This is a genomic window from Flavobacterium terrae, from assembly GCF_900142035.1.
Classification (GTDB): Bacteria; Bacteroidota; Bacteroidia; order Flavobacteriales; family Flavobacteriaceae; genus Flavobacterium; species Flavobacterium terrae.
Genome location: NZ_FQZI01000004.1, coordinates 252,686 through 278,676 on the forward strand (window position 1 = coordinate 252,686; position 25,991 = coordinate 278,676).

Genomic DNA, 25,991 nt, shown 5'->3' on the forward strand with positions numbered 1-25,991 from the left:
AACGACTTAGGCTTTGAACAAATGTTAAATATTACAAAATCACTAAATCTAGTGATTGCGTAAGATTTTTTTTATGATTAAGTTTAAGGTATCGATTGCAACTTATACTTTTTTTGAAGAAGAGGCTACAGCATCAAAACAAGATTTAAGAAGTTTTCACTCATTAATTTATTTATAAGATGAACAAATTAATTATAGTTGGAAATGGTTTTGATTTAGCGCATGGTCTTCCTACCTCGTATCATGATTTTGTAAATGATTTTTGGGAACACCTTCAAGAAAACCAAGAAAAAGAGTATACAAAAAAATTTGTAACCATTCATCGTGATTATAATACTCTTTTTAATCACAACAAGCATGTAATTAAAAGCTTTGCAGACTTTGAACAGCTTTTAAAAAACTATTGCGTTGACCACCAATTGTCTATTGATGCAGAACAATTAACCGTTAAAGACAAAAACAATACTATTGTTTTTAAGTTTGAAAACGATTTATTTAGAATGCTTTGTCAGGCGTCTCTCAACAACTGGTCTAAAATTGAAAAAAAGTATTACGAAATACTAAAGAGTCTAGCCCTCGAAGAAAAAAACTGTTACACTAAAGAAATACAAACCTTAAATCAAGAGTTTGAAGACATTAAGTTATTGCTCCAGGATTATCTAAAAAGAAATGTCTTAGACACTTACGACTTCTCTCCTGCTTCGTTGGGAAACGAAGAGATACTGCAATTTTTTAATGTAAAATACCAAAAATTAAATGCTAACCCGGATAGCGAATTGTTTTTAGAGTTTCCACCAGAGGATCACAACGCATTGATTCAAGACGACAAGGAGTTAACCTCAAAAATTGGGCTACGACCTCATAGTCTATTTTTAGATTTTAATTACACGCCAACTGCTGCTAATTATGTCAAGCAAATTAATTCGCGAAATGAGACACATTATGGAACAGCTTCGATTATTAAAATTCATGGCGAAATAGATTCTGAAGAAAATCCTATACAAATTGGTTATGGGGACGAAATGGATGAAGATTATTCTAAAATTGAAAACACTCCTGATGATTATTACATTGATCATATAAAGTCGTTTCAATACTTACACAATTCGAATTATAAGAAACTAATTAACTGGATTGAATCTGGTAAGTTTCAAGTATTTATTTTTGGCCATTCTTGTGGCTTGTCTGATAGAACTTTACTGAACACCATATTTGAAAATCACAATTGTAGATCGATTAAAATTTTCTACCATAAAAACGACAAAGGAGACAATTACACCGAACTTACTCATAATTTGTGTAAAATTTTCACAGAAAAAGGCATGATGCGTTCTAAAGTTGTAGATAAAGCAATATGTGTAGAGTTACCTCAAGAAATTAGATTCCCAAAAAGAAAAAAGTTGCAACCTATTTTACAAATAAAACAAAAAATTAAATAAGAGTCTTTATTCGTTTACTACTCCTTTTTTCTTCTTCTATTTGAAAAGCGATTTGGGCAATACGTCTTTTAACGGAATAATTTTAAACCCATAATTTGCCGAAGCAAAAATTACAAAGGCTACCATGGGTTTATAGCATAAGTTGATAAACTTATATGAGGTGTTAGGCAAGAAATACCCGACAGCTAGAACCACCAATAATACTCCTATCACTTGTACAAACTTCCAACTAAACGGATGCACTCCAAACTTTTTGTAATTAAAATATATTTTGATGAGATTGTAAGTCGTCAATGAAGTAGCAGTCGCTATAGAAACTCCTACAATTCCCATTTTAAACCAAAAAAGAAAAATCAAGTTGGTCGTAATGGTTAAAAAAGCCAAGGCTACCGTAGTCGTATTGTTGAACTTAAAGTATTTTGAATTGGAAATAATATAACCGTTAAATCCAGTAGCCAAATCAAACAGCAAAGCGAACCCCATAATATAGAGTACCGGAATTCCTCTCATTAGTTTGTCCCCATTTGTCATTAACGCAAATAAATCTTCAATCCCAACAGCAACCAAACCAAACAATACTACTCCTATAATAAATAAATACAAAGAGGTTTTATGATGCAGCGCTTTAAGATCCACCATATTGTTTTCGGCAATATAGCCCGCAATAATTGGCGCCGAGATTGTATAGACACCCAATGCTGGTACCGTTATCATACGCACTAAATTGAGCGACGTGTTGTAAATAGATACTTCTTGAAAAGTAAGCATTTCCCCTATCATGTACGTATCGATATTTAATGCAATCACAGAGCCCATACTACCTAAAAAAGTATAAAGCGAATAGGTCATGAGTTCTTTTCCAAAGTTATCTTGCTTTAAAAATTTGAAATCAACTTTCTTCGTAATTTTTTCCAATCGGTTCAAATAGAAAAACATCCCGATAATTGCTACAACAAAAAAAACAACGAATATCCATATTGCATTGGTCTCGGTCATTTTTTCATAAAAGAAAAACACAAAAGCCGCAACCATTCCCAGTTTAGGAAATAGATTTTCAAAAATATTAGGAACTACAATACGCTTCTTTATCGAAATGTATTTGGAAGCCAACTGAATCAACGACAACAACAAGGCAACCGATAAAATAAAAGGCGAGAAATCCCAAAAGTCTGTCGCGGTAATTCTAGGAAAAATTAAGACCGCAATAGATAGTAGAACCAATCCCAAAAGGAAATTCCCCAGTATAAAAACCACCGAAAATTTAAACAAATCTTGTTGCGTATCATTTTGCGACATTCTTGGAAAAAAACGCACATTAGCATGCATAATTCCTAACGCCACCACTGGCAAGATAAGCATCGCCGTTTGAAACACAAACTGAAGCTTTCCAGCGAAATCTAAATCTTCGGGATACAAGAAAACCGTTGACACAATTCCTACCAACGTACTGAAATACCCTACGATACTGTATTTTATGCTTTGTCGTGCTACTACGCTCATTTTAGTTATGAGTTATATTTGAGGATAAACCTTGAATTCCTTTAATTCATCCCAAGTAATCGAATTAATATCATTTATTTTTTTTAAAATTCCTTCAACGCCACCTATTTCTTTCATCCATTTATCAACTAAATCATCAATTTCAAAAAAATCCAGTTCAGATTTTAATCCTAACATAGGATAATTTTGTCCTAAAAAATTATTACCTGAAATTAAATAAGCCAAAGTATTTGCTTCCTTATTTTTTAAAACATTCTTTACATTTAACCTTATGTATTCAAGACACTTAACTATCAAATCATTATTTGGAAATAATTCGTCGTAAATATTTGGCTCAACAATTGTAAATCCACCTTTCTCTATCATAATTATTTATCTGACTTAGGTAAAAAAATAAAATTATTGATATACCGATTAAAATCATTCAAAAATTCATCTTTCTGAAAATCTGCCATTTGAGATACTTCGAAGGATTTTAAACTCAACGATTTTCTATCAAAATAAAATACCTCGTATCCAAAACCATTTATAAAATCAAAAATTTCATTGATTTGGTATTTTGCGTGACGCAATTCAATTTCGATGATGAATGTTGGTTTAATGGTTTCTAGAATTGCTTTACAACCTTTAATGGTATCCAACTCATGTCCTTCTACGTCGATTTTAACCAAATCAATTTTGGAAACATTTTCTTGTTTTGCCCAATCATCTAACGTGATGGTTTCAATTTCTATTTTCTCTACTTCATCTCCCATTGCTTCCAAAGAAGCACGGGTATCTTGTAATCCATTTCCTTTTTTAGGAATGTGCAACACCGATGTTCCTGTAGTTGAAGAAACCGCCAACGGAAATAATTTCACTTTTGGAAAAAGCGGTTTAATATAGTTGACCAAACTGGTATTGGGTTCAAACCCATAAATCGTTCCTTTTTTAATTACTTTTTCTGCTTGGTATAAATAAATGCCTTTGTTGGTCCCTATATCGACAAAAACCGAATCATCTTTTAACAACCGATGAATCAATAACAATTCAGGTTCGCATTTATAGTATCCTTTCGACAAGGAATTAAGCGTTTTATAATAGCGCTTTTTGTATAATGAAGGCCAATATTTGTAGGCTAGTTTGATTAAACTTTTTAGCATTAGTTTTCAGTTAATTTGAGTAGCTGTTTTTCCAACTCATTTTTTACTTTTTCAAAGGTATATTTTTCTGCAAAAGGTTTTAGTTTTTCGTATTCCTTTTGCAACATTTCTATAGAAACAGTATTTAACAATTGAATCAAATCATCTTCTGATTGATATTGCCAATTGTACCAATCCATTTTGGGGTACGATGACGGGAAAATTCCAATTTTACCATTATACACACAGTCGGCTTCTGCACCACTCACTTTGGTTGTACCATATACCTCATCAACCCAATAAAATGAAGTGTTTTGTTTGATTGGACATAGCAACAAATGTGCTTGCGCAATCACTTTTGAATATTCTTGCCAAGGAATAAATTGGTGATAATGTGTAATTGCTATATTGGCATGGCAATTATCTTTTAATTGTTCCAATTGTGTTAAAACAGTTTCGTTTTCAGGTTTTCCTAAAAAGGTGAAATGAATTTTAGATTTTGGGTTTAATTTTGGAAGAATTGCAAACAACAAATCGACATCTTTTCGTTTATTAGAAACATTGCCTGGCATTACAATTTGAATGGTTTCATCAAATGGAAACTCAAAATTTTGACAATAATTCATTTGAAGCAATTGGCTTTTATGAGCATATCTTCCTTCCGAAGTAATCGTTTGTAAAGCCGATTGCGAAATCACTCCAAAACGCTTAGCTCCTAAAATTAATTTTCTTTTGGAAGCTACTTTTTCTTTAAAATACAACTTAAGAAAATAGGTCAATTGCTCTTTTTCTTTTAAAATATTACCAACTGTGATTCCTTTAAAAAACAGACTGAAATTTAAATTGTGTACCAAACATAAAACCTGTTTTTGAACTAGTAGCTTTTGGTAATCGTCAAAATTTCGATGCAATGTATTGATGACAACTGCCTCATAATTGGAGAAATCAGTTGTAGAAACCGAAGAAATAACAGTTATGTATTCTAAAGGAATTGCGGTTAATTTGTCAAATACTTTTTGGCTCACAAAAAAATGAAAACCAATTTGATCCATTTCTTTGACTAACAAATACCATTGTTCTAACAACGCTGAATGCGTTTCCATTTCGATAAAGGCTATTTGTTTCTTTTTCAAGTGAATCGTTTTCTAATCCCACAAAAATAAAGATATTTGCACATTAATTTGAAATTAAAAACGTCAGTTCGAGTTTTTGTACAACAAAAATATCGAGAACTAGTTTTTAATCGTAAATGTTGGCTCTCGATACATTCTGAACAAATTCAGAACACTCGAGCTGACGAAAAAACAAACTAAACATGAACTATTATATTGTCATTCCTGCACACAACGAAGAAAAATTTATTGGGTTAACATTAGATTCGTTAATCAATCAAACTTTGTTACCTAAAAAGGCGGTTATTGTGAATGACAATTCTACCGATTCTACAAGAGAAATCATTTTGTCGTATATCGAAAAACATCCTTGGATTTCTTTGGTTGACAAAAAATCGGATGCTATTCATTTACCTGGAAGCAAGGTAATCCAAGCATTTCAAGCTGGACTTGATACTCTTGATGAGGATTATGACATTATGGTAAAAGGAGATTCCGATTTGATTTTCCCATCAAACTATTTTGAAACCATCACTAAACATTTTCAAAGTGATGCTACAATTGGAATGGTTGGTGGTTTTGCCTACATCGAAAAAAACAGCGAATGGATTTTAGAAAATCTTACCGATAAAGACCATATTCGTGGAGCTTTTAAAGCATACAGAAAAGAATGTTTCAAGCAAATTGGTGGATTAAAACCTGCAATGGGTTGGGACACCGTTGATGAATTGCTTTGCAAATTTTACGATTGGAAAGTCATAACCGATGCATCCTTACACGTAAAACACTTAAAACCTACTGGAACCAATTACAATAAAGCCTCACGCTACAAACAAGGTGAAGCTTTTTATACTCTTGGTTATGGATTTTTTATCACCGCTATAGCATCGTTAAAATTAGCCATGCGTAAAGGAAAACCCTTATTATTCATTGACTACATTAAAGGGTTTTGGAAAGCCAAAGCAGAAAATAAAACCATGTTGGTCACTCCAGAACAAGCAAAGTTTGTAAGGGCTTACCGCTGGAAGAAAATGAAAGAGAAATTATTTTAGTTTAAAGTAGAAAGTCCTAGATACTTATTAACAACTGCTTCAAACTCTTTTTTGTTTACTGGTTTTGAAAGATAACCATCAAATGATTGACTCACATTTTCTTTTTCACCTTTAAACGTATACGCAGACTGAGCAATGATAGGAACATCTGGTGATTCGTTTTTAATAAGTTGCGCTGCTACATAACCATCTACTTGAGGCATTCTAAGATCCATCAACACAAGACTTATATCTGGATTGTTTTTGTATATCTCATAAGCTTCTTCCCCATTTTTTGCTCTTATTATTTCTACATTTCCTTTTTCCATTAATTTTTTAAGGAGCATAAAACTAATTTCCTCATCATCTGCAATTAAAACTTTTATTGTCTTTTTAACTTCTTTAACCTCAACATCTACTAATGAAGGAATATATGGCACTTTAAAATAGAATAGAGTTCCAGCATCAGGTTTTGATTCTACCTGTAAAACTCCTTCTAATAAACTGACATATTGTTTTACAGTCGATAATCCTAAGCCAAGTTCTTCTTCACTTTTTGACGAAAGCAATTTTTCTTTTAAATCAGTTGCTAGTCCAACTCCGCTATCTTTAACATAAAACTTAATTTGACTATCTACTATCTGATATCCCATTTCAATAAAGCCTTTGTGGGTAAATTTCAAAGAATTACTTAACAAGCTTGTAAAAATTTGGGTAATTATATTTCTATCTATAAGTACAGTATCGTCATCATCTGACAAACCTTTTACAGACTTCAATGTTAACCCTTTAAAGAATACTTGGTCTATAAATCTTATTTTTAAATCATCAAACAACTCGTTGAGTGAAACTTGTTCTTTTTCAACTTTAATTTCATTTTTTTCTATTGAATTAAAACTCATGAACTCTGAGAAAAATCCTTGTAACTCGCCAGAACAGTTATTTATGATTTCGGCAAAATTGCTTCGTTCTTCAAAATCCAATTTGGATGTACTTAACAACTTAGCTAATCCTACTAAAGTGTCTAAAGGGGTCTTAATTTTAAGCAAAACAGAATGTAAAACATCTGTATCTAAAGTTTTATAATCGTTTAATTTCTCTGAAGTTGAGACATTGTTATTTTCAACACGCAACTCATCTAAAAGCTTAGACAAATCATTTACTTTTTGATTTAGATCTGCTACCCTATTTTTAAGATCAATATAAGTGGGTTTATTAATTTCCATATCATTCATTTTTTAATTACTTATTAAAACAAGAAATGGGCTAAGTGTAGATTTGGAAATTATAAAACATTGAACAACACAAAGTTAACTACTTATAAATCAAAAAGATATAATAAAACCAAAAAAAACAACTTTTGAAATTGTTAAAATTTTAAAAGCTTTTTAAAAGATATAAACCATTCAATTTTATAGTAAAGTCAGTCCTAACTCATAACATTTTCGTATTTTCGCTAATATTTTTAAGCCAATGATGTTAATCCGTTATTTATCGCAAATAGGAAGATATTTCTTAATGCTTCAAGAAATCTTCAAAAAACCAACCAAATGGTCGGTAATGCGAAACCTAATATTTAAAGAAATAGATGATTTAGTAATTGACTCACTTGGAATTGTGTCATTTATATCATTCTTCGTAGGAGGAGTAGTTTCTATCCAAACGGCGCTAAACCTAACGAATCCTTTAATTCCTAAATATTTAATTGGATTTGCGACACGTCAATCCGTAATTTTAGAGTTTGCACCAACATTTATCTCCATCATTATGGCAGGTAAAATGGGCTCTTTTATTACATCGAGTATAGGAACGATGCGTGTTACAGAACAAATTGATGCATTAGAAGTTATGGGTGTTAACTCTTTAAACTATTTGGTTTTTCCTAAACTAGTTGCTTTAATGCTTTACCCATTTGTTATTGGATTAAGTATGTTTTTAGGCGTACTTGGAGGATGGTTAGCAGCAGTGTATGGTGGTTTTGCTTCTTCTGAAGAATTTATAAATGGTATTCAAACAGAGTTTATTCCTTTCCATGTTACTTATGCCTTTATAAAAACAATTGTTTTTGCGTTTTTATTAGCTACAATTCCTTCATTTCATGGATACTACATGAAAGGAGGAGCTTTAGAAGTTGGTAAAGCCAGTACCGTTTCATTCGTTTGGACTTCGGTGGTTATCATCTTATGCAATTATATTTTAACCCAACTTCTTTTAACCAGTTAATTATGATTGAAGTTAAAGACATAAAAAAATCCTTTGGTGACCAAATGGTACTTAAAGGAATCTCAACTAGTTTAGAGGCTGGAAAAACTAACTTGATCATTGGTCAATCGGGTTCAGGTAAAACGGTTTTTTTAAAATCGTTACTTGGTATACACCAAGTAGATAGTGGAACTATTTCTTTTGATGGTCGAGTATATTCTGAAATGACAGACGATGAAAAAAGAGAGTTGAGAACCGAAATCGGAATGGTATTTCAAGGAAGTGCATTGTTTGATTCTATGACAGTAGAAGAAAATATAGGATTTCCTCTAAAAATGTTTTCAAACAAAACAAAAAGCGAAATTAAAGAACGTGTTGATTTTGTTATAGAAAGAGTAAACTTAATTGATGCACATCATAAAAAGCCTTCTGAAATTTCTGGAGGTATGCAAAAGCGTGTAGCGATTGCTCGTGCAATTGTGAACAATCCGAAATATTTATTTTGTGACGAACCTAACTCGGGGCTTGATCCTAAAACTGCGATTGTTATAGACAACCTCATTCAGGAAATCACAAAAGAATACAATATAACAACAGTTATCAATACCCACGACATGAACTCGGTTATGGAGATTGGAGATAAAATTGTTTTCTTGAAAAATGGCTTAAAAGCTTGGGAAGGAGATAAAACTCAAATTTTCAAAACCGATAACGAAGCAGTAACTGATTTTGTATATTCATCTGACTTATTTAAAAAAGTTAGAGAAGCGGTATTGAAGGAAGGTTTGTAAATATTCGAGATTTAAAAAATAAACACCCCAAAGTAAATTCTTTGGGGTGTTTATTTTTGCACAATGCTAATAATTAAAGGTATACTGAATGTAAACTGGATCGTGATCCGACACATCGCCTCCCCAGTACTTAGCTAAAAACTGCTGCATTACTGGTTCAAAAGCTGGTAGTTTATGTTCCTTACTATAAAAAATATAATCTAACGTATCATTATAATTGTTGTAACCTTGATATTGAACGACTGTATTTTGGTTCGAATATGTTCCTCTTTGCATAATCGGATTAAAGCTATAATTAATACCTCCAAACAATATTGATAACATATTTTGATATTCTGAAGTTAAGGTATATTCTACATTCATATCTCCCGCATAAATAACAGGTTCTGTAACTGGTATATTGAAATAATTTTTAAAGTTACGCATTTCTGTAAATTGCTTTTCTCGGGTTGTCCTTCCAGGATATCCAGGTTGTTCTGATGCTGTATGAGTTCCAAATATATGATACCTTTTATTATTCTTTACTACAACTGCATACGCTACTCCTCTATTTGACATTCCTTCTATTGAATTGATTTTATTTTGAAAAACCAATTGATACTTTTTCTCTATAGGGTATTTACTCAAAATAATTGTACCACCATTCACATGAAAGATAGTATTGCCACAACTCCCAAAATAACCATCCCAATTGTTAGGATATAAATTAGTGCCTCCGCCTGAAGAACAATATAAACCTAACAAAGGTGTTGCATAAGGATATAGTGTTTTGATTTTTGCCAAAAACTCGTCTCCAAATCTAGCATTAAATCCTTCTTCAATTACCAGCACGTCTGGAGAATTAACCCCTAAATTAATGATGTATTTATACAATTCAGCAGCTCGTTCTTTGCTTTTATACTGTGGAGCAATAGAAGGCATTTGATAAACATTGTAGCTCATAACCGATAATGTTTCTGTAGTGCCAGATAATCGATTTGTTTTTGAACTTAAATTTTCCGAAGAAGAAAAGAAAGAATCTTCACTACATGAGTATAGTGTAATAAAGATAAATAAGGCAAATAACTTTTTCATTTTTTAATTTTTATGGCAAAACTAACTTAGCTTGATTACCAAAAGTTTAGATAAAAATTAAGAAAAAGACTAAGTAATATTAAGGTTTGAATCTTAATTTAATTTAAGCACAAATAAATGTAAATATTAAATTGAAAAATGATTTCTATAAAAAAAGCAACCCGATTTTGGTTGCTTTAAGGATATATTATTTATAAACTAACTTTTAATTATTTAATTTGGCTACTACAGCTTTTATATCTTGCTCCTTACTTTTCGGATAAATTAGAAGCACTCCTTCTCTATCCACAATAATATAATCATGTAACCCGTCAATAATAATTAGTTTATCAGCATCTGAACGTACAATGTTATTAGAAGCATTTTCAAGAACTACTTTAGCATTAACCACTGCATTATTATTATGATCCTTATCTAACTTTTCATGTAAAGAACCCCAAGTTCCTAAATCGTTCCAGTCGAAAGTTGCTGGAAGAACATATACATTGCTTGCGTTTTCCATCACAGCATAATCAATAGAAATATTTTCTGCAGATGAATAATTATCTTCAATAAATTGTTTTTCAGAACTTGTATTGAAATCATTCCATCCGTTTAAGAACAAAGAGTTCATTTGAGGTTGAAATTTTTCAAAAGCCTCAACAATTGATTTTACACTCCAAATAAAGATTCCTCCATTCCAAAGAAAGTTACCACTCTCCAAAAAAGATTTTGCAGTTTCATAATCAGGTTTTTCCCTAAACTGCTTTACTTTTTTAACTGCGTTAGCATCTGTTTTATCATATTCTATATATCCAAATCCTGTATTAGGAAAAGTGGGTTGAATACCCAATGTCATCAAAGCGTTTTCACTTTGGCAAAAATCAAAACATTGCTGTAAATCTTTTGTAAAAGCATTCTCATCTTCAATCCAATGATCACTAGGCGCCACCACCATTACAGCATCTGGATTTTGTTTTTTAATTTTTAACGAAGCGTATAAAATACACGGAGCAGTATTACGCATTGCTGGCTCTAATAAAACTTGTTCTTGTTTTACCTGAGGTAATTGCTCAAGAACCAAGTTATTGTATTTCTCGTTCGTTAATATTAAAATATTTTCAACTGGAATAAGCTTAGATAATCTAGAAAATGTTTTTTGAATAAGTGTTTCCCCAGATCCCAACATATCATGGAACTGTTTAGGAAATTCTGTAGTACTCACTGGCCAGAAACGAGAACCAACTCCACCGGCCATTAATATTGCATAATAATTTTTATTCATAATATTTGAGTTACAAAGTAACAAGCTTGCAAAGTTACAAAGATAAATATTAACTCAACAGCTCAACCTCTGCATTTGGATTAAACAAATATACTTTTCCTGTAGCAAGTTCCAAACATTCTATGCGTTTAGTTCGCAGGGCTACTTTCTTGAAAATTTTCCCATTGTGAATTCTAAATGTGCTTCCATAAGGAATTTCAAAAACATAATTCTTATCATTTACTGGATCAAATTGTTTTAGTGCCAAAGCCAAAGTTGTATCTGTATCGCTGCTTGCTTTTGGATTTCTAAAATGCCTAGCTACAAGAGGTAACAAATTACTAGGGAAAATTTCGGGTCTAATAAAAGGCACCATCAACCGCTGAAAAGTCATTTTCCACTCATCTCCATGAGGTTTAATTCTTCTCCCGTACTTTTCAAAGGCAACCAAGTGTGCAATTTCATGAATTAATGTAATCAAAAAACGATATTGATTTTGGGAAAAATTTACCGTAATAATATGAGAACCATCGGTATCTCTGCGATAATCACCATGCCTTGTGATTCTTTCATTCACAATTTTAAGATGCACACGATTCGCTTTGATTAATTCAAAGCACAAGGGAACAGCGTGTTCAGGAATATATTTGTATAAAACGTCCATTTAATTATGAATTCATAATTATGAATTTTTAATATTGTTTTTTGAAGTAATGATAATACTTTTAGTGATTTTCAAAACTTCCTCACAATCATTATAAATTTCTAAAAATTCATCTTTTGAAATATAATCTGTAGCTTGTAAAAGCTCTAACCAATACATTGATTCATCACATTCCTTCTGAGCAATGGATAGTTTATATATAAAATCAGGCTTTGTTTGACCATTTACTGCTTCACGTATATTTGCACCAACAGATGTAATAGAACGAACAAATTGCTTAGACAAAATATATTCATGTTTAGATTCAGTGATTTTTTTATAGATTTTCACTCCTTTAATCGCTAATAAAAAACTTTTATCTTTAACTATATTACTCATTTTTTTTAATTATTCATTCATAATTAAACATTCATAATTCATAATTAACTAAGGTGTCGTTGAAGAAACCTGAAGTACTTTTCCGTTGTAGTATTTATTTCCTGTCAAAGCAAAATTAAAAATATAATCGGCCATTTCCTTAGCCGAAATAGGCGCTTGATAACCCGGAAAAGCTTCTTGTAGCATTTCGGTATTCACAGCACCAAGAGCCAAAACATTAAAAGCAATCCCTCTCTCCTTATATTCTTCTGCCAATAATTCTGATAAAGTAATTACTGCACCTTTACTCGAACTATAAGCTGCTAGTCCTGCAAATTTCATGCTGCCTTGAATTCCACCCATCGAACTTATAGTTACTACATGACTTCCATTATGCAGATGCGGAATACAAATGCGAGTTAGAGCTGCAACTCCAAAAACATTCACTTTATAAATATCTTCAAATTCTTTCGTAGAAATAAATTCAAAAGGTTTATGAAGCAAGCTTCCTGCATTATGAATAATTATATCTACTTTTTTCCATGTAGTTTCAATGAATTTTTCAACTTGTTGTAAATCTTCTTCTACAGACAAATCAATTGATAGACACGTGATATTTTTATTATCGATTAATTCTTGAGGTGTTTTTCTAGAAATCGCTAATACTTGATGACCTGCATTTGCAAACTGCAATGCTAACTCGTAACCAATTCCTCTAGAAGTTCCTGTAATAATTATATTCTTCAAAATATTGTTTTTTGTAAAAATAAAAAATCCCGACTATACTTCGACAAGCTCAGTATAAAAATCGGGACTTTTCTATATTGTCAGGCTGAACCTGTCGAAGTCTAGGCTAACATAGTCACGGGATTCTCCATAAACGCTTTGAACGTTTGAAGGAATTGTGCTCCAGTAGCACCGTCAACAGTTCTATGATCACATGCCAAAGTTACTGTCATTGTATTACCTACAACTATTTGACCATTTTTAACTACTGGTTTTTCTACAATAGCTCCAACAGATAAAATAGCTGAATTTGGTTGATTAATGATAGATGTAAATGATTGGATTCCAAACATTCCTAAATTAGAAATTGTGAATGTACTTCCTTCCATCTCTGCTGGTTGTATTTTTTTAGATTTTGCTCGTCCAGCCATATCTTTTACTGAAGCTCCAATTTGAGTTAAACTCATTTGGTCAGTAAATTTCAAAACAGGAACTACTAATCCGTCTTCAACAGCTACTGCAACACCAATATTTACATGATGATTAATGATAGTAGCTTCATCTTTCCATTGAGAATTTACCTGAGGATGTTTTTTCAATGCCATCGCTGATGCTTTGATCACCATGTCATTAAAAGAAACTTTAGTTTCTGGCAAACCATTAATCATATTGCGTGAAGCAATTGCATTGTCCATATCTAACTCAATAGTTAAATAGTAATGCGGTGCTGTGAATTTAGATTCCGACAAACGCTTAGCAATAACTTTACGCATTTGCGAATTTTTGATTTCTTCTTGGAATACTTCTCCAGCCGGAACAAATGGTTTCACCGCAGCTACTGCAGCAGTCGCTTGAGTTACAGCTTGAGCAACTTCACTTACAGAAGCTGTTCCTGGCACAAAGTTCTCAACATCTGCTTTAGTAATTCTTCCATTTTCACCTGAACCAGCAACTTGAGAAAGGTTTATTCCTTTTTCTTGCGCAATTTTTTTAGCTAAAGGAGAAGCAAAAATTCTACCTGATGCATTTGCAACAGGAGTTGTTGCTGCTGGAGTAGAAACTTCAGCTTTTACTTCTTCTGTTTTAGGTGCTTCAACAGCACTTCCAACTTTAAAATTAGCCACAACGCCTGAAACATCTGTTCCTGCAGGACCTAAAATTGCTAATATACTATCAACTGGAGCCGAACCACCTTCTTCAATACCAATGTACAATAAAGTACCTGCATTGAATGATTCGAATTCCATAGTTGCTTTATCTGTCTCTATTTCAGCAAGAATGTCTCCTTCTTTAACAACGTCACCTACTTTTTTTAACCATGTAGCCACAGTACCTGTAGTCATAGTATCACTTAAACGAGGCATTGTAACCACTTTTACTCCTGCAGGCAAATCTGCAGTTGGTGTAGTTACTACAGCTGGTTTTTCTTCAGCCACTGGCGAAGTAGTTTCAGCTTTAGGAGATGAACCTCCTGCCAACAAAGAAGAAATATCTTCTCCTTCATTACCAATGATTGCTAATAAAGAATCTACAGGCGCTGATTGACCTGCTTCAATCCCAATATGAAGTAAAGTACCTGCATTGAAAGACTCAAACTCCATAGTAGCTTTATCAGTTTCAATCTCTGCAAGGATATCTCCTTCTTTAATTTTGTCACCCACTTTTTTAAGCCATGTTGCCACGGTTCCTTCCGTCATAGTATCGCTCAAACGCGGCATTGTAATTACTGTTGCCATACTGATTATAATTTATGAGGAATAAATGGATAGTTTTCTTGTTCGTATACTACATCGTATAATTGTTCTACTGTAGGGAAAGGAGATTCATCTGCGAATTTTTCACATTCTGCAACTAAATCTGTAACTCTTTGATCGATAGTTTCAACTTCAGCATCAGTAGCATACTTATTTTCTTTAATCATATCTAGAACCTGAGTAATTGGGTCGATTTTTTTATACTCTTCCACTTCTTCTTTAGTTCTATATAATTGCGCATCAGACATTGAATGTCCTCTGTAACGATACGTTTTCATTTCAAGGAAAGTAGGTCCATCACCACGACGAGCTCTATCAATTGCTTCATGCATAGCTTCAGCAACTTTAATAGGATTCATACCGTCTACAGGTCCACATGGCATTTCATACCCTAAACCTAATTTCCAGATATCTGTATGGTTAGCTGTTCTCTCTACTGAAGTTCCCATCGCATAACCATTATTTTCAACAATAAATACAACTGGCAACTTCCAATTCATTGCCATGTTAAAAGCTTCATGTAATGAACCTTGACGAGCAGCACCGTCACCAAAATAAGTTAAAGTAACACCGTCTCTTCCAAAGTATTTGTCTGCAAAAGCAATACCTGCTCCTACTGGAATTTGAGCTCCCACAATACCGTGACCTCCATAAAAACCATGCTCTTTGTCAAAAATATGCATAGAACCACCCATACCTTTAGACGTTCCTGTTACTTTTCCAAGCAACTCTGCCATTACACGTTTTGGATCTGTTCCCATACCAATAGGCTGCACGTGATTACGATAAGCTGTAATCATTTTGTCTTTAGACAAGTCCATCGCATGCAATGCACCAGCTAAAACAGCTTCCTGCCCATTATATAAATGTAAAAAACCTCTAACCTTTTGTTGAATATAAAGTGCTGCAAGCTTGTCTTCGAATTTTCTCCAGAAAAGCATGTCTTCGTACCACTTTAATAAAACTTCTTTTGTTACTTCTTTCATGTGATTTTGTAAAGTATTGTGTGTAATTATTTTATAAATCGCAAAAAATTGACCTCACACAAATTTGCGAAGAGCAAAAGTAAGACATTCCTAATAATTGATAAAATTTACAGCATAATTTTTGATAATTATAAATAGTTTTTATCAAATGTTAATGGTAATAGATTTTGAATTGAATCTGATTTATACACTTCACCAGTTTCTCCCATGAAAAATATCTCTATAGGAAGGTCTTGTCTAAATTCATATTCAAATATAGATTGACGACAAGCACCACATGGTGGAATAGGCTTAGTGGTTACATTTTCGGTTGCTCCAGCAGTAATTGCCATCTTAATAATTTTAGCATTAGGAAAAATCGCTCCTGCGTGAAAAATTGCAACACGCTCAGCACACAATCCCGAAGGATAAGCAGCATTTTCTTGATTTGACCCAACCACAATCTCTCCATTGTCCAGCAACAATGCAGCACCCACTTTAAACTTAGAATAGGGCGCATAAGCATTTTTCCTTACTTCGACCGCTCTCATCATTAAATCTTGATCTTCTTTAAAAAGTTCTTGAACCGAATTAAAGACTAAGATTTTTGTGTCAATTTTAATTTCTTTCATACTTTATAAGGGAAAAAAAATCCAAACTTCAAAAAAATGAAATTTGGATTATTTATTAATTATTTTCTTTTTCTAATATTGATCATAGTCATCGCCAAAATTAAACGTTAATGAAAAACGTAAAGTATTTTCTAGAGGATTTTTGACTTTTGATGCTGAAAACAAATAAGAAACATCTAATGTTATAGCAGTATATCTAAAACCAGCCCCTATTGTTGCAAACTTTCTAGCTCCTTTGTCTTTACTTTCATTAAAATAACCTGCTCTTAAAGCAAATGAATCTTGATACCAATACTCTAATCCTGCCGAATAAGTAATCTCTTTTACTTCTTCTTTAAAACCATCTGGAGCATCTCCAAAAGATTTAAAAACTCCAGAAGCCCAGCTTATATTATTATATTCATCTGCAGCAGCTTGATACTCACTACCATCAACTATTCCATTACCATCTTTATCTGTTACGACTTTTGGCGTTGGAACTAATAATTTAGTAAATTCTAAATTAGCTGCTACTTTATTATATTCATCAAATATAAAATCAAATCCTCCTCCTAATCTTAAATTTGCTGGCAAAAAGTTAGAACTTCTTTCAATATCACCTTCGTATGAAATCTTAGGACCTAAGTTTTGAATATTAAAACCTAAACGATATCTTCCATTAAAATCATTGAATGCAATTTCTTCAGATTGATAAAACCCAGCCACATCAACTGCAAAAGTATTTGCTGATGAAGCATCAGTATTTGTAGTAGCAAATCTAAGGTTTGATCGAATATATCTACCTGCTACAGCCATAGAAAATCTATCACTTAACTGAAGTGCATAAGACAAATCAAAAGCTAATTCATTTGGTTTTACATTTCCTAACGAATTACTTTCTCTATCTGTTAGCTCAATTTCACCTAAACTAAAATAACGCAAACTAGCAGCAAAAGCACTTCTTTCATTATATCTATTAAAATAATTGATTTGACCTAATGAAATATCATTTACTAAATCAGTCAAATACGGAGTATAACTCGCTGTAAATCCTTGTTTTTTTAATGAAAACGCATATTTTGCAGGATTAAATTGTTGAGAAAACGCATCTGGAGATGTTGCAACTCCATTATCTCCCATACCTGCAGAACGTGCATCAGCAGCAATTAACAAGAACGGTACTCCGGTAGTAATAGGTCTTTCGTTTTGGGCTTTTATATTAAGGGCAAATAATAATCCGGTAATTAGAAAACCAATTTTTTTCATTTCAGCTTTTATAAATAATTTGACAAATATATATCTTTTATTAAAGTATTACTAGTTTCTCGAACTTTTCAGTTTTTTTATTAGTTAAAGTTGACTTAACTGTTAATTTATACACATAAACCCCTTTACCAATTTTATCACCAAAATCATCTCGCCCATCCCAAGTTATATTTCTTGAAGTAAAACCTTCTGTGGTTACTACCTCGTTTTTTGACCAAACTATTTTTCCTGTTATAGTCATGACTTGAACTTGTACCTCAAGCGGTTCTGATGGTTTATTATGTGTAAACCAAAATTCTGTATGATTCACAAAAGGGTTTGGATAGTTCAAAACATTTGTTATTGTTAAAGTTTCATCACCAACAACTATAAATTGTAACTCTGCAGTTATTAAATTATTGTAGACATCCCATGCCTTAAATGTTAAAGTATGTAATCCTGGTGTTAAATTTCTAAAAGGATATTTTAATTTACCTTTAGTATAATCATTAAGTTCTGTTTCATAATAATCATTAAGAATATAAGGTTTAGTCTCATCACCATCAAGGTATGCTATAATGTCATGACCAATACCACTAGCAGTATTTATACCGTGCTCATCCTCAAGAAAAGCCAAGAAAAGAGGTGATTGATCAGTAATTCCTCCCGAAACAAAAGACTCATCATTCATATAGATTCTAACACGAGGCCCCGTAATATCTACTTCAGCATTTGTGTTTATGCCACCTATTCTTATGTCTGTATCATATCCTGTTTTATCTTGTAAAACCGAACTACGTCTGGCGTAAAAACTTACTTTCCCGTTACCAACAGGTATTTTTATATCTCGCGGCACTACAAAACCAAATTCAAACAAACCATTTGCAACCGAAGCATTACCTCTAAAAATTGTTTCCCCTAAGGTCACAAAATTCATTGGAGAACCAATTCCATCATTAACCAATGTTGTACGATTTATATCTTTATCAAAAATTTGAACTGCAACATCTCCATTATAAGAAGTCAAAATGTTATTAAATTCATCCGTCACTTCTCCTGACAACTTGACGTAACTTAACGCCTGAAGGCTTTCAGTTGAAGATACTACTGGAATATCATTTATTTTTGTAAGTCTAACTTTTGGTTTAGGAATAGCTAACATCAAAGCTGGATCACCTATATAAGAAATAACATTATTACCCATATTCGAGGAAGCCACCTTAGTAAGTCTAACAGCTTCGGCAATTGAAGTATAAACATCTCCAACAGGAAACAAATAATTTCCAAAGGAAGTATTAAATGTCTCGCCAGTACCCTGACCAATTTGTCTAGTAGTAGTAACCATTGCCACAGAACCCCCTGAAGGGTTTTGATACACCAACTTTCCTCCAGTAGGCCTTAAAGGATTATCGAATCGAGTAAACTCACAAGTAACAGTAATAAACAAAGGATATTTATACTTATTAGCTAAAGTTTTTGCATCTGATATCTCAAAAATTCTTTCTCCTGAGAGCCCATCTTCGCCTCCGTGTCCAAGATAATTAAACACTAAGGCACCTTGACCAAACGCATTAAACATTTCCTCTCTTGCTTTTGGATACTTTTGCCCACCTGATGTAGTCTCTTGTACATAAGCATCCATATGTATTTTTTTTAGATTTATGAACTTCTTCTGACTAACTATTGCGTCACCTAAATCATCCATGTTATGTTCTAAAGTTGCATCACTAACTTTATCCACATCATCAGAAATAAATACGATATTATTTCTCCATCTTCCATATGATTTAAGGTCATGATAGTCAATAATTTTAGTCACCATTTGTTCTGCTTGTGAAAGATTACTTGCTAAAATTCTCCCTACAGCTACATCAAGACTTTGATTACTTAACATATTTCCTTCATTAGAATTCATTAACCCAAAATAATCATCCGAGACAAAAGACGAAACGAGTGAAAAACTCTCTAAAGAATGAAATATTGGAACAATATTAGTATTGTTTTTTATCCTATCCTTAAAATCAAAGGAAGCGTCTCCAAATAAACAGACATATTTTATTCGATCACCCGGAACAAAAGGATCATTATCATAAATATATTTTACAAAATTTCTAATCGCCCCTATATCTTGTTTCCCCGAAGAGAATTCTTTATACAACATATCAAGAGTAACGACTTTAACATTTAAAGAAGAATAAGTTCTGTGAAAATTTGCCAATCTTTCTGCTTGACTAGCTAAAAAAGAAGGAGTAACAATAACATAATCAACATCCTTTAGTTGTCCTTGATTATCATAAAAAATAGTACCCTTTAAATCTTGATTTGACACAGAAGAATCTGCTTCCTTGCCTGGTGCATAAAAGTCATTATTATCCAAAGCAATGTACCTTTTAGCTTGTCCCATATTTGATTTAAGAGTAAACAAAGCTTGTCCAGAATTCACTTTAGAGGTAACATTGTAAATATCTGTGATATCCCATACCTGACTAACACTTGAAGCATTATTTATTTGATATTCACAAACTCCAACTTGCGAATCTACTTCATCAACTTTAAAACGAAATTGTTTACCAAAACCTTTAAGATCGGATTTTGTTGTTATCGAAATGTAATCAAGAAAAGCATTACTACTTGGAACTCCATTATTATTATACTTCAACCCTACAGATATATTTTGAGAATTTGTAGTTACTGTAGCTGTTAGCAAGTTAGGCGAACCGTACACAGGACCTTGAGGATTGATTGCAGCAAATAAAATTGTTCCAGCAGGCTGACCGTTAACAGAAACATCCATGCTTGTGTTTGATGCAGATGCTCCTGCCGCCCTTACTTTTAAAGAAATAGGATTAGAAATTTGTAAATTCGGAAAATTAAACTGAAAAGTTTGCTGAGATTCAAAATTAAATTGCTCCCCATACCAAGTTCTTCCTAATCGAGCAACATTAACTTTGTCAACTTCATGAAACTGATATTCATCATATGAATTGTAAGTTGCATTTGGCGCCTGAGTAGGTTCATTTATGCTTTGTATTCTTTTTCCATTTCCAGATGATGAAGTAACATAATAATAAGATTTATCACCGTATAAATTCACATGAGTTTGACTATCATTATTCCAATTATCAATTCCTTCTGCATAAAAGAGTATATAATCGCCATCATTAAAAGAGCCATCTTCTTCCCCAATAAACTGTATAGCGTTTTCTGCTATATCAATAGGATAGGGTTCAGAATTTAAAAGCGGCACCATCCTACCACCATTCCCATAAATCTTTATAGTTCTAGGATCGACATTTACATTAAAACCGAGGCTCGCCAAAAAAGACTTCGTTATTTTATAAACTCCTGATTTTTCTACAAAAAAACGTTTCCATTCACCAGTCTTAAAAACAGAACTTGACAATGCAGCAATGTTCTTTGAAGCAAAATTAGAGCTACTTGAATACTGAAAAGAATACTCTAGACTTTTAACTCTTTTATAAATTCCATTTTGCTTAATTATTGGCTGAAAACTAAAAACAACATAATTATCATCTCTTGCTTTACTATTGTAGATTATGGGAGATATACTTGATTTGATTAGTTTTTTATCAAGCTCACCTAGCGATTCTGATGAAATACTCTCAAAAACAATATTTGAAACTGCTAAACTATTTTCATCAATTTCATTATCTGACTTGAATTTTTGTGAGAATAAAATCGTTTTATTTTGATCTGAGAAATTAAAAAATTCAGATTTAAAATTTGGAATTCTAAACTCAAAAGCTTGATTGTGCTTATAAACCCCATCAGTCACCCAATCAATAGATATAGTTTTCCTCTCTTGCGCATAGGAAAACAAACAAAAAAAAATTGCTGTTATTAAAAAGTATTTTTTCATATATATTAGAGTAATAACGCCTAAAACTAAATTTTATTTTAGCTTGTAAAAATATGCTATTTAACACAATAATAAAAAAGAATATTCGTTAAGAAAGTTGGGGGAAAAATCAAATTTTAAGATTTTTTTAAATATTTATCAAAAAGGTGTTGCAGTTTAATGGTTAATTATTATATTGCGCCACAAAATAATTACCTACTGAAAGTATGAAAGTAAACAAAATTATGACTGTAAGAATACTATTCTCAATGATAGTATTGCTTGGTTTTGCTAGCTGTAGCAAAAAGTCAAGCTCGAAAAACACTTCGGCAGCTACTGGATGGAAAATTAATGATCCAAATGGAGGTTTCCAGTACAATTCAAGCTTTACTAAACAAGAAACTGCCCCTGGTTTAGTATTAGTTGAAGGTGGTACGTTTACAATGGGTAAAGTTCAAGACGACCCAATGCATGATTGGAATAACACTCCATCACAACAACACGTTCAATCATTCTACATGGATGAAACTGAAGTTACAAACATGATGTATATGGAATATCTTGACTGGGTTAAGAGAGTGTTCCCTCCAGCAGATGAAAATTACAAACATATATATGAAGGTGCTTTACCAGATACTTTAGTTTGGAGAAATAGATTAGGTTATAATGAAACTATGACTAATAACTATTTAAGACATCCAGCTTATAAAGATTATCCTGTAGTAGGTGTTAACTGGTTACAAGCAACTGAATTTGCTAAATGGAGAACAAATCGTGTTAATGAAGCAATTCTTGAAAGAGAAGGTTATATGAAAAAAGGAGCGAAGGTTGTTGACGTTGACGCTAACAATACTTTTGATACTGAAGCATATTTAGTTTCTCCTTCTACTTCATTTGGCGGTAATGAGGAAATTATTTTACAAAAAACAGGTCGCGGAGGCAAAAAAGTTAAGAAATCTAAAGGTGATGATGATGCTTCAGCTGGAGCAGATGGACCAACTAATGTATACGCTCAAAAAACTTCTGGTGTTTTATTACCAGAATATAGACTACCAACTGAGGCTGAATGGGAGTATGCAGCAGCTGCAGACGTAGGACAAAGAGAATACAATATTTATAGAGGTCAAAAGAAATACCCTTGGAAAGGTCAATACACTAGATCTGGTAAAAGACAAACAAGAGGTGATCAATTGGCTAACTTCAAACAAGGTAAAGGTGATTACGGAGGAATTGCTGGATGGTCAGATGACGGTGCAGATATTACAGCTCCTGTAAAATCTTACAAACCTAACGACTTTGGTCTTTATGACATGGCTGGTAACGTTGCAGAATGGGTACAAGACGTTTATAGACCAATGGTTGATGATGAAGCAAATGATTTCAACTATTTCCGTGGAAACGTTTATACTAAAAATAAAATAGATAAAGACGGAAAATTAGTATTTGTTACTTCTGAAACAATTAAATACGATACATTAAGTAATGGTAAAGTTGTTGCAAGAAACAAACCAGGAGAAATTGCTCAAGTTCCTGTTGATGAAAACGAAACTTATTTAAGACAAAACTTCTCAACAAGTGACAATATAGGATATAGAGATGGTGACAAACAATCAACTCGTTATTTTGACTTTGGAAGTTCTGAAGAAGGTGAAAAAATCAGCGAGAAAAAGAGAATGTATGATTCTCCTATACACAAAGTAGAAGTTGTTAGAGATAGTACAGGAAAAATTGATAGTACTGCTAAACTAAGCCGTAAGTTTGACAAAACTGGTAAAAGAACAACTTTAATTGGAGACGATGTAAGAGTTTACAAAGGAGGTTCTTGGAGAGACAGAGCTTACTGGTTAGATCCAGCTCAAAGAAGATACTGCCAACAAGAAATTGCTTCAGACTACATCGGATTTAGATGTGCGATGTCTAGAGTAGGTCCTAAATCAGACTTCAAGAAGAGAGCAAGAAACTAAAAATTTTGTTTACATATATTAAAAGCCCCTTTTTGGGGCTTTTATTTTTTTCTTACATTCGCATTATGAGAATAGAAGATATCTACCAGTGTTTTTTACAATGTGACTCAGTCTCAACTGATACACGTAAAATTGAAGCTAATTCTCTTTTTATAGCTTTAAAAGGAGAAAATTTTGATGCTAACACATTTGCAGAAGAAGCCTTGAAGAAAGGCGCTTTATTTGTTATTATAGACGATAAAAAAGTATTTACTGATGAGAATAAAATGATTCTTGTAAAGGATAGTTTAAAAACTTTACAAGAATTAGCAAATTATCATAGAAATCAGTTAGGATTACCAATTATAGCATTAACTGGCAGTAACGGAAAAACAACCACTAAAGAGTTAATTAATTCGGTACTTTCAACAAAATACAACACAAAAGCAACCATAGGAAATCTTAACAATCATATTGGTGTCCCATTAACATTACTTTCTTTCAATGAAGATACAGATATTGGAATAGTAGAAATGGGGGCAAATCACCAAAAAGAAATTGAAATGCTTTGCGAAATTGCTCAACCTGATTATGGTTATATAACAAACTTTGGGAAAGCACATTTAGAGGGTTTTGGAGGTGTAGAAGGAGTTATAAAGGGGAAAAGCGAACTGTATAATTATTTAAGAAACAACAATAAAATTGCTTTTGTAAATAATGATGATCCAATACAAGTGGAAAAGAGTACTAAAATTAATTCTTTTACTTTTGGAATAAACAACATTGGAGATATCAATATAAAATCAATTGAAGCTAATCCAATGGTAAAAATTGATTTTAACGAAGAACAAATCAATTCTAACTTGATTGGCATATACAATGCTAATAATATAAATGCAGCAATTACAATTGGTAAATATTTTAACATCACAGATATTGAGATTAAAAAAGCAATTGAAAATTATCTACCAAATAATAATCGCTCACAACTGATTGAAAAAAATAAAAACAAAATAATATTGGATGCTTATAATGCAAATCCGAGTAGTATGCAGGCCGCAATAACAAATTTTATTCAACTAGATTCAAAAGAAAAAATAGCGATTTTAGGTGATATGTTTGAACTTGGCAAAGAAAGTATTGCAGAACATAAAAAAATAGTGGAAATACTAGAAAAACAGCCTCATATAAGAACATATTTCATTGGCAAAGACTTTTATAGCACTAAAATTGAGTCAAATCATATTCATTTCATGAAAAATTTTTCAGATTTTGAAAACTATTTAAAGAAAGATAAAATTGAGAATAAAACAATCCTGATTAAAGGATCAAGAGGAATGGCACTAGAAAAAACATTAGATTTACTATAATACGAATCCAGCTAATGCTGGATTTTTTTATTAAATTTATTTAAAATAAGTTAATAATGAACACAAGCAACACTTGGGAAGAAAAACTTGCACCTCTCTTATTAAAATATAAACACAAAAAGCATCCATTAGATTATCAAAATCTTTATCAATTAATGATAATGGTAATTCTTTCCGCACAAGATTCAGATGCCAATATAAATAAGGTTGCTCCAGCTCTTTTTGAAATGTATCCAAATTTAGAAACTCTGTCAGTATCAAGCATCGATGCATTGGTTCCATATATTTCAAAAGTAAGAAATTTTGGAACTAAAGCTAGTTGGATTATTGAAATTGCCCAAACACTAAAAGAAGATAAAAATATTCCACTTACAATGGAAGAATTAACGAGTCTTAAAGGCATAGGAAGAAAATCAGCAAATGTTATCATGCGTGAAATGAAATCACCTGCAGAAGGTATTATAGCAGATTTACATGTAATAAGAGTCGCACCAAGAATAGGATTAGTCAACGAAACAAAAGATGGAAACAAAGTCGAAAAACAACTTATGCAAGTTCTATCCGAAGAAATCTGGGGTGAAATTGGTATGGCAATTTCCTTTTTAGGTCGCGAAATTTGCCGACCTACCAACCCTAAATGTAACCAGTGTCCAATTAATGCTCATTGTAATTACTTCAATACACTTAAAAATTAAAAACCTTTACAATATTCAAAATGATAAAATCAGTATTTTACGAGTTTCCTTTTTATGGCGTGCCCCTTAAGGGTCGGGCTGTACGTTATATCTTTTGCATATAATTTGCAAAAGGATACCACTTCCATCCCTCACGCTACCAACTCATTTAACAAAACACCAAAGAAGTACATCATTTCACACAAATTAACATAAAAACAAAAAACCCTATCAGATTTGATAGGGTTTTTTAAAAGAAAGGCGGCGACATACTCTCCCACAGGATTGCAGTACCATCTGCGCAGGCGGG

At 32.4% G+C, this 25,991-nt stretch carries 22 protein-coding genes; 7 read left to right on the forward strand and 15 right to left on the reverse strand.

What is annotated here, in order from left to right:
- The first annotated feature begins 179 nt into the window (after window positions 1-179).
- Window positions 180-1,439, forward strand: coding sequence for an AbiH family protein (locus BUC09_RS11755; protein WP_073311787.1), 1,260 nt, complete (start codon window positions 180-182; stop codon window positions 1,437-1,439).
- 36 nt (window positions 1,440-1,475) lie between these two features.
- Here the strand turns inward: BUC09_RS11755 and BUC09_RS11760 are convergent, their stop codons facing one another.
- From BUC09_RS11760 to BUC09_RS11775, 4 genes are read right to left on the reverse strand one after another with little or no spacing between them, the layout of a single operon-like run.
- The gene (locus tag BUC09_RS11760; RefSeq protein WP_073311788.1) at window positions 1,476-2,939 is read right to left on the reverse strand and encodes a lipopolysaccharide biosynthesis protein; all 1,464 of its coding nucleotides are present in this window, start codon (window positions 2,937-2,939) and stop codon (window positions 1,476-1,478) included.
- Window positions 2,940-2,951: 12 nt separating this feature from the next.
- Window positions 2,952-3,305 (reverse strand): hypothetical protein, encoded by a 354-nt coding sequence (locus BUC09_RS11765; protein WP_073311789.1) that lies wholly within the window; start codon window positions 3,303-3,305, stop codon window positions 2,952-2,954.
- A 2-nt stretch (window positions 3,306-3,307) separates the two neighbouring features.
- Entirely contained in the window at window positions 3,308-4,081 is a 774-nt protein-coding gene (locus tag BUC09_RS11770) for an FkbM family methyltransferase (RefSeq protein WP_073311790.1), read from the reverse strand.
- A complete protein-coding gene (locus BUC09_RS11775; RefSeq protein WP_073311791.1) occupies window positions 4,081-5,193 on the reverse strand; it encodes a glycosyltransferase family protein in 1,113 nt (370 codons plus the stop codon). The genes BUC09_RS11770 and BUC09_RS11775 overlap by 1 nt, the downstream gene beginning before the upstream one ends.
- Before the next feature lie 182 nt (window positions 5,194-5,375).
- Between BUC09_RS11775 and BUC09_RS11780 the strand changes: the two genes are divergently transcribed.
- Window positions 5,376-6,224, forward strand: a complete 849-nt coding sequence (locus tag BUC09_RS11780; protein WP_073311792.1) for a glycosyltransferase family 2 protein — start codon at window positions 5,376-5,378, stop codon at window positions 6,222-6,224.
- Here BUC09_RS11780 and BUC09_RS11785 read toward each other — a convergent pair.
- Window positions 6,221-7,429, reverse strand: coding sequence for a response regulator (locus BUC09_RS11785; RefSeq protein WP_159432950.1), 1,209 nt, complete (start codon window positions 7,427-7,429; stop codon window positions 6,221-6,223). The genes BUC09_RS11780 and BUC09_RS11785 overlap by 4 nt on opposite strands.
- 247 nt (window positions 7,430-7,676) lie before the next feature.
- Here BUC09_RS11785 and BUC09_RS11790 point away from each other — a divergent pair, with 247 nt between their 5' ends.
- Together BUC09_RS11790 and BUC09_RS11795 are read left to right on the forward strand one after the other, a co-directional pair.
- A complete protein-coding gene (locus tag BUC09_RS11790) occupies window positions 7,677-8,426 on the forward strand; it encodes an MlaE family ABC transporter permease (RefSeq protein WP_073311794.1) in 750 nt (249 codons plus the stop codon).
- A 2-nt stretch (window positions 8,427-8,428) separates the two neighbouring features.
- Complete coding sequence (locus tag BUC09_RS11795) at window positions 8,429-9,196, forward strand: ABC transporter ATP-binding protein (RefSeq protein WP_073311824.1); 768 nt, start codon at window positions 8,429-8,431, stop codon at window positions 9,194-9,196.
- Window positions 9,197-9,262: 66 nt separating this feature from the next.
- Here BUC09_RS11795 and BUC09_RS11800 read toward each other — a convergent pair whose 3' ends face one another.
- From BUC09_RS11800 to porU, 10 genes are all read right to left on the reverse strand, one after another.
- Complete coding sequence (locus BUC09_RS11800) at window positions 9,263-10,270, reverse strand: sphingomyelin phosphodiesterase (RefSeq protein WP_073311795.1); 1,008 nt, start codon at window positions 10,268-10,270, stop codon at window positions 9,263-9,265.
- A gap of 205 nt (window positions 10,271-10,475) precedes the next feature.
- A complete protein-coding gene (locus BUC09_RS11805; protein ID WP_073311796.1) occupies window positions 10,476-11,534 on the reverse strand; it encodes a mannose-1-phosphate guanylyltransferase in 1,059 nt (352 codons plus the stop codon).
- 49 nt (window positions 11,535-11,583) lie between these two features.
- Entirely contained in the window at window positions 11,584-12,177 is a 594-nt protein-coding gene (locus BUC09_RS11810; RefSeq protein ID WP_073311797.1) for a SprT-like domain-containing protein, read from the reverse strand.
- An 18-nt stretch (window positions 12,178-12,195) separates the two neighbouring features.
- A complete protein-coding gene (locus BUC09_RS11815; RefSeq protein ID WP_073311798.1) occupies window positions 12,196-12,555 on the reverse strand; it encodes a four helix bundle protein in 360 nt (119 codons plus the stop codon).
- A 48-nt stretch (window positions 12,556-12,603) separates the two neighbouring features.
- Window positions 12,604-13,281 (reverse strand): SDR family NAD(P)-dependent oxidoreductase, encoded by a 678-nt coding sequence (locus BUC09_RS11820; RefSeq protein WP_073311799.1) that lies wholly within the window; start codon window positions 13,279-13,281, stop codon window positions 12,604-12,606.
- Between the two features lie 101 nt (window positions 13,282-13,382).
- Window positions 13,383-14,996 (reverse strand): pyruvate dehydrogenase complex dihydrolipoamide acetyltransferase, encoded by a 1,614-nt coding sequence (locus tag BUC09_RS11825; protein WP_073311800.1) that lies wholly within the window; start codon window positions 14,994-14,996, stop codon window positions 13,383-13,385.
- 5 nt (window positions 14,997-15,001) lie between these two features.
- The gene (gene pdhA / locus BUC09_RS11830) at window positions 15,002-16,000 is read right to left on the reverse strand and encodes a pyruvate dehydrogenase (acetyl-transferring) E1 component subunit alpha (protein WP_073311801.1); all 999 of its coding nucleotides are present in this window, start codon (window positions 15,998-16,000) and stop codon (window positions 15,002-15,004) included.
- A gap of 128 nt (window positions 16,001-16,128) precedes the next feature.
- A complete protein-coding gene (gene cdd / locus BUC09_RS11835; protein WP_073311802.1) occupies window positions 16,129-16,611 on the reverse strand; it encodes a cytidine deaminase in 483 nt (160 codons plus the stop codon).
- A 72-nt stretch (window positions 16,612-16,683) separates the two neighbouring features.
- Complete coding sequence (gene porV, locus BUC09_RS11840; protein ID WP_073311803.1) at window positions 16,684-17,856, reverse strand: type IX secretion system outer membrane channel protein PorV; 1,173 nt, start codon at window positions 17,854-17,856, stop codon at window positions 16,684-16,686.
- A gap of 40 nt (window positions 17,857-17,896) precedes the next feature.
- The gene (porU, locus tag BUC09_RS11845; protein ID WP_073311804.1) at window positions 17,897-21,715 is read right to left on the reverse strand and encodes a type IX secretion system sortase PorU; all 3,819 of its coding nucleotides are present in this window, start codon (window positions 21,713-21,715) and stop codon (window positions 17,897-17,899) included.
- Window positions 21,716-21,921: 206 nt separating this feature from the next.
- Between porU and gldJ the strand changes: the two genes are divergently transcribed.
- The 3 genes from gldJ to BUC09_RS11860 all read left to right on the forward strand — a co-directional run bounded on the left by gldJ (window position 21,922) and on the right by BUC09_RS11860 (window position 25,702).
- Complete coding sequence (gene gldJ / locus BUC09_RS11850) at window positions 21,922-23,658, forward strand: gliding motility lipoprotein GldJ (RefSeq protein WP_073311805.1); 1,737 nt, start codon at window positions 21,922-21,924, stop codon at window positions 23,656-23,658.
- A 65-nt stretch (window positions 23,659-23,723) separates the two neighbouring features.
- On the forward strand, window positions 23,724-25,007 hold the full coding sequence (locus BUC09_RS11855; RefSeq protein ID WP_073311806.1) for a UDP-N-acetylmuramoyl-tripeptide--D-alanyl-D-alanine ligase: 1,284 nt from the start codon (window positions 23,724-23,726) through the stop codon (window positions 25,005-25,007).
- Between the two features lie 56 nt (window positions 25,008-25,063).
- A complete protein-coding gene (locus BUC09_RS11860) occupies window positions 25,064-25,702 on the forward strand; it encodes an endonuclease III domain-containing protein (protein WP_073311807.1) in 639 nt (212 codons plus the stop codon).
- The last annotated feature ends 289 nt before the right edge of the window (window positions 25,703-25,991 follow it).

What these genes read in the sequence shown, in the direction of transcription:
- BUC09_RS11760 (WP_073311788.1), bottom strand. Translation starts at nt 2,939, where the DNA reads ATGAGCGTAGTAGCACGACAAAGCATAAAATACAGTATCGTAGGGTAT.
- BUC09_RS11810 (WP_073311797.1), bottom strand. Translation starts at nt 12,177, where the DNA reads ATGGACGTTTTATACAAATATATTCCTGAACACGCTGTTCCCTTGTGC.
- cdd (WP_073311802.1), bottom strand. Translation starts at nt 16,611, where the DNA reads ATGAAAGAAATTAAAATTGACACAAAAATCTTAGTCTTTAATTCGGTT.
- BUC09_RS11780 (WP_073311792.1), top strand. Translation starts at nt 5,376, where the DNA reads ATGAACTATTATATTGTCATTCCTGCACACAACGAAGAAAAATTTATT.
- BUC09_RS11800 (WP_073311795.1), bottom strand. Translation starts at nt 10,270, where the DNA reads ATGAAAAAGTTATTTGCCTTATTTATCTTTATTACACTATACTCATGT.
- BUC09_RS11765 (WP_073311789.1), bottom strand. Translation starts at nt 3,305, where the DNA reads ATGATAGAGAAAGGTGGATTTACAATTGTTGAGCCAAATATTTACGAC.
- BUC09_RS11790 (WP_073311794.1), top strand. Translation starts at nt 7,677, where the DNA reads ATGATGTTAATCCGTTATTTATCGCAAATAGGAAGATATTTCTTAATG.
- pdhA (WP_073311801.1), bottom strand. Translation starts at nt 16,000, where the DNA reads ATGAAAGAAGTAACAAAAGAAGTTTTATTAAAGTGGTACGAAGACATG.
- porV (WP_073311803.1), bottom strand. Translation starts at nt 17,856, where the DNA reads ATGAAAAAAATTGGTTTTCTAATTACCGGATTATTATTTGCCCTTAAT.
- BUC09_RS11860 (WP_073311807.1), top strand. Translation starts at nt 25,064, where the DNA reads ATGAACACAAGCAACACTTGGGAAGAAAAACTTGCACCTCTCTTATTA.
- BUC09_RS11755 (WP_073311787.1), top strand. Translation starts at nt 180, where the DNA reads ATGAACAAATTAATTATAGTTGGAAATGGTTTTGATTTAGCGCATGGT.
- BUC09_RS11770 (WP_073311790.1), bottom strand. Translation starts at nt 4,081, where the DNA reads ATGCTAAAAAGTTTAATCAAACTAGCCTACAAATATTGGCCTTCATTA.
- BUC09_RS11815 (WP_073311798.1), bottom strand. Translation starts at nt 12,555, where the DNA reads ATGAGTAATATAGTTAAAGATAAAAGTTTTTTATTAGCGATTAAAGGA.
- BUC09_RS11805 (WP_073311796.1), bottom strand. Translation starts at nt 11,534, where the DNA reads ATGAATAAAAATTATTATGCAATATTAATGGCCGGTGGAGTTGGTTCT.
- BUC09_RS11855 (WP_073311806.1), top strand. Translation starts at nt 23,724, where the DNA reads ATGAGAATAGAAGATATCTACCAGTGTTTTTTACAATGTGACTCAGTC.
- gldJ (WP_073311805.1), top strand. Translation starts at nt 21,922, where the DNA reads ATGAAAGTAAACAAAATTATGACTGTAAGAATACTATTCTCAATGATA.
- BUC09_RS11785 (WP_159432950.1), bottom strand. Translation starts at nt 7,429, where the DNA reads ATGGAAATTAATAAACCCACTTATATTGATCTTAAAAATAGGGTAGCA.
- BUC09_RS11825 (WP_073311800.1), bottom strand. Translation starts at nt 14,996, where the DNA reads ATGGCAACAGTAATTACAATGCCGCGTTTGAGCGATACTATGACGGAA.
- BUC09_RS11795 (WP_073311824.1), top strand. Translation starts at nt 8,429, where the DNA reads ATGATTGAAGTTAAAGACATAAAAAAATCCTTTGGTGACCAAATGGTA.
- porU (WP_073311804.1), bottom strand. Translation starts at nt 21,715, where the DNA reads ATGAAAAAATACTTTTTAATAACAGCAATTTTTTTTTGTTTGTTTTCC.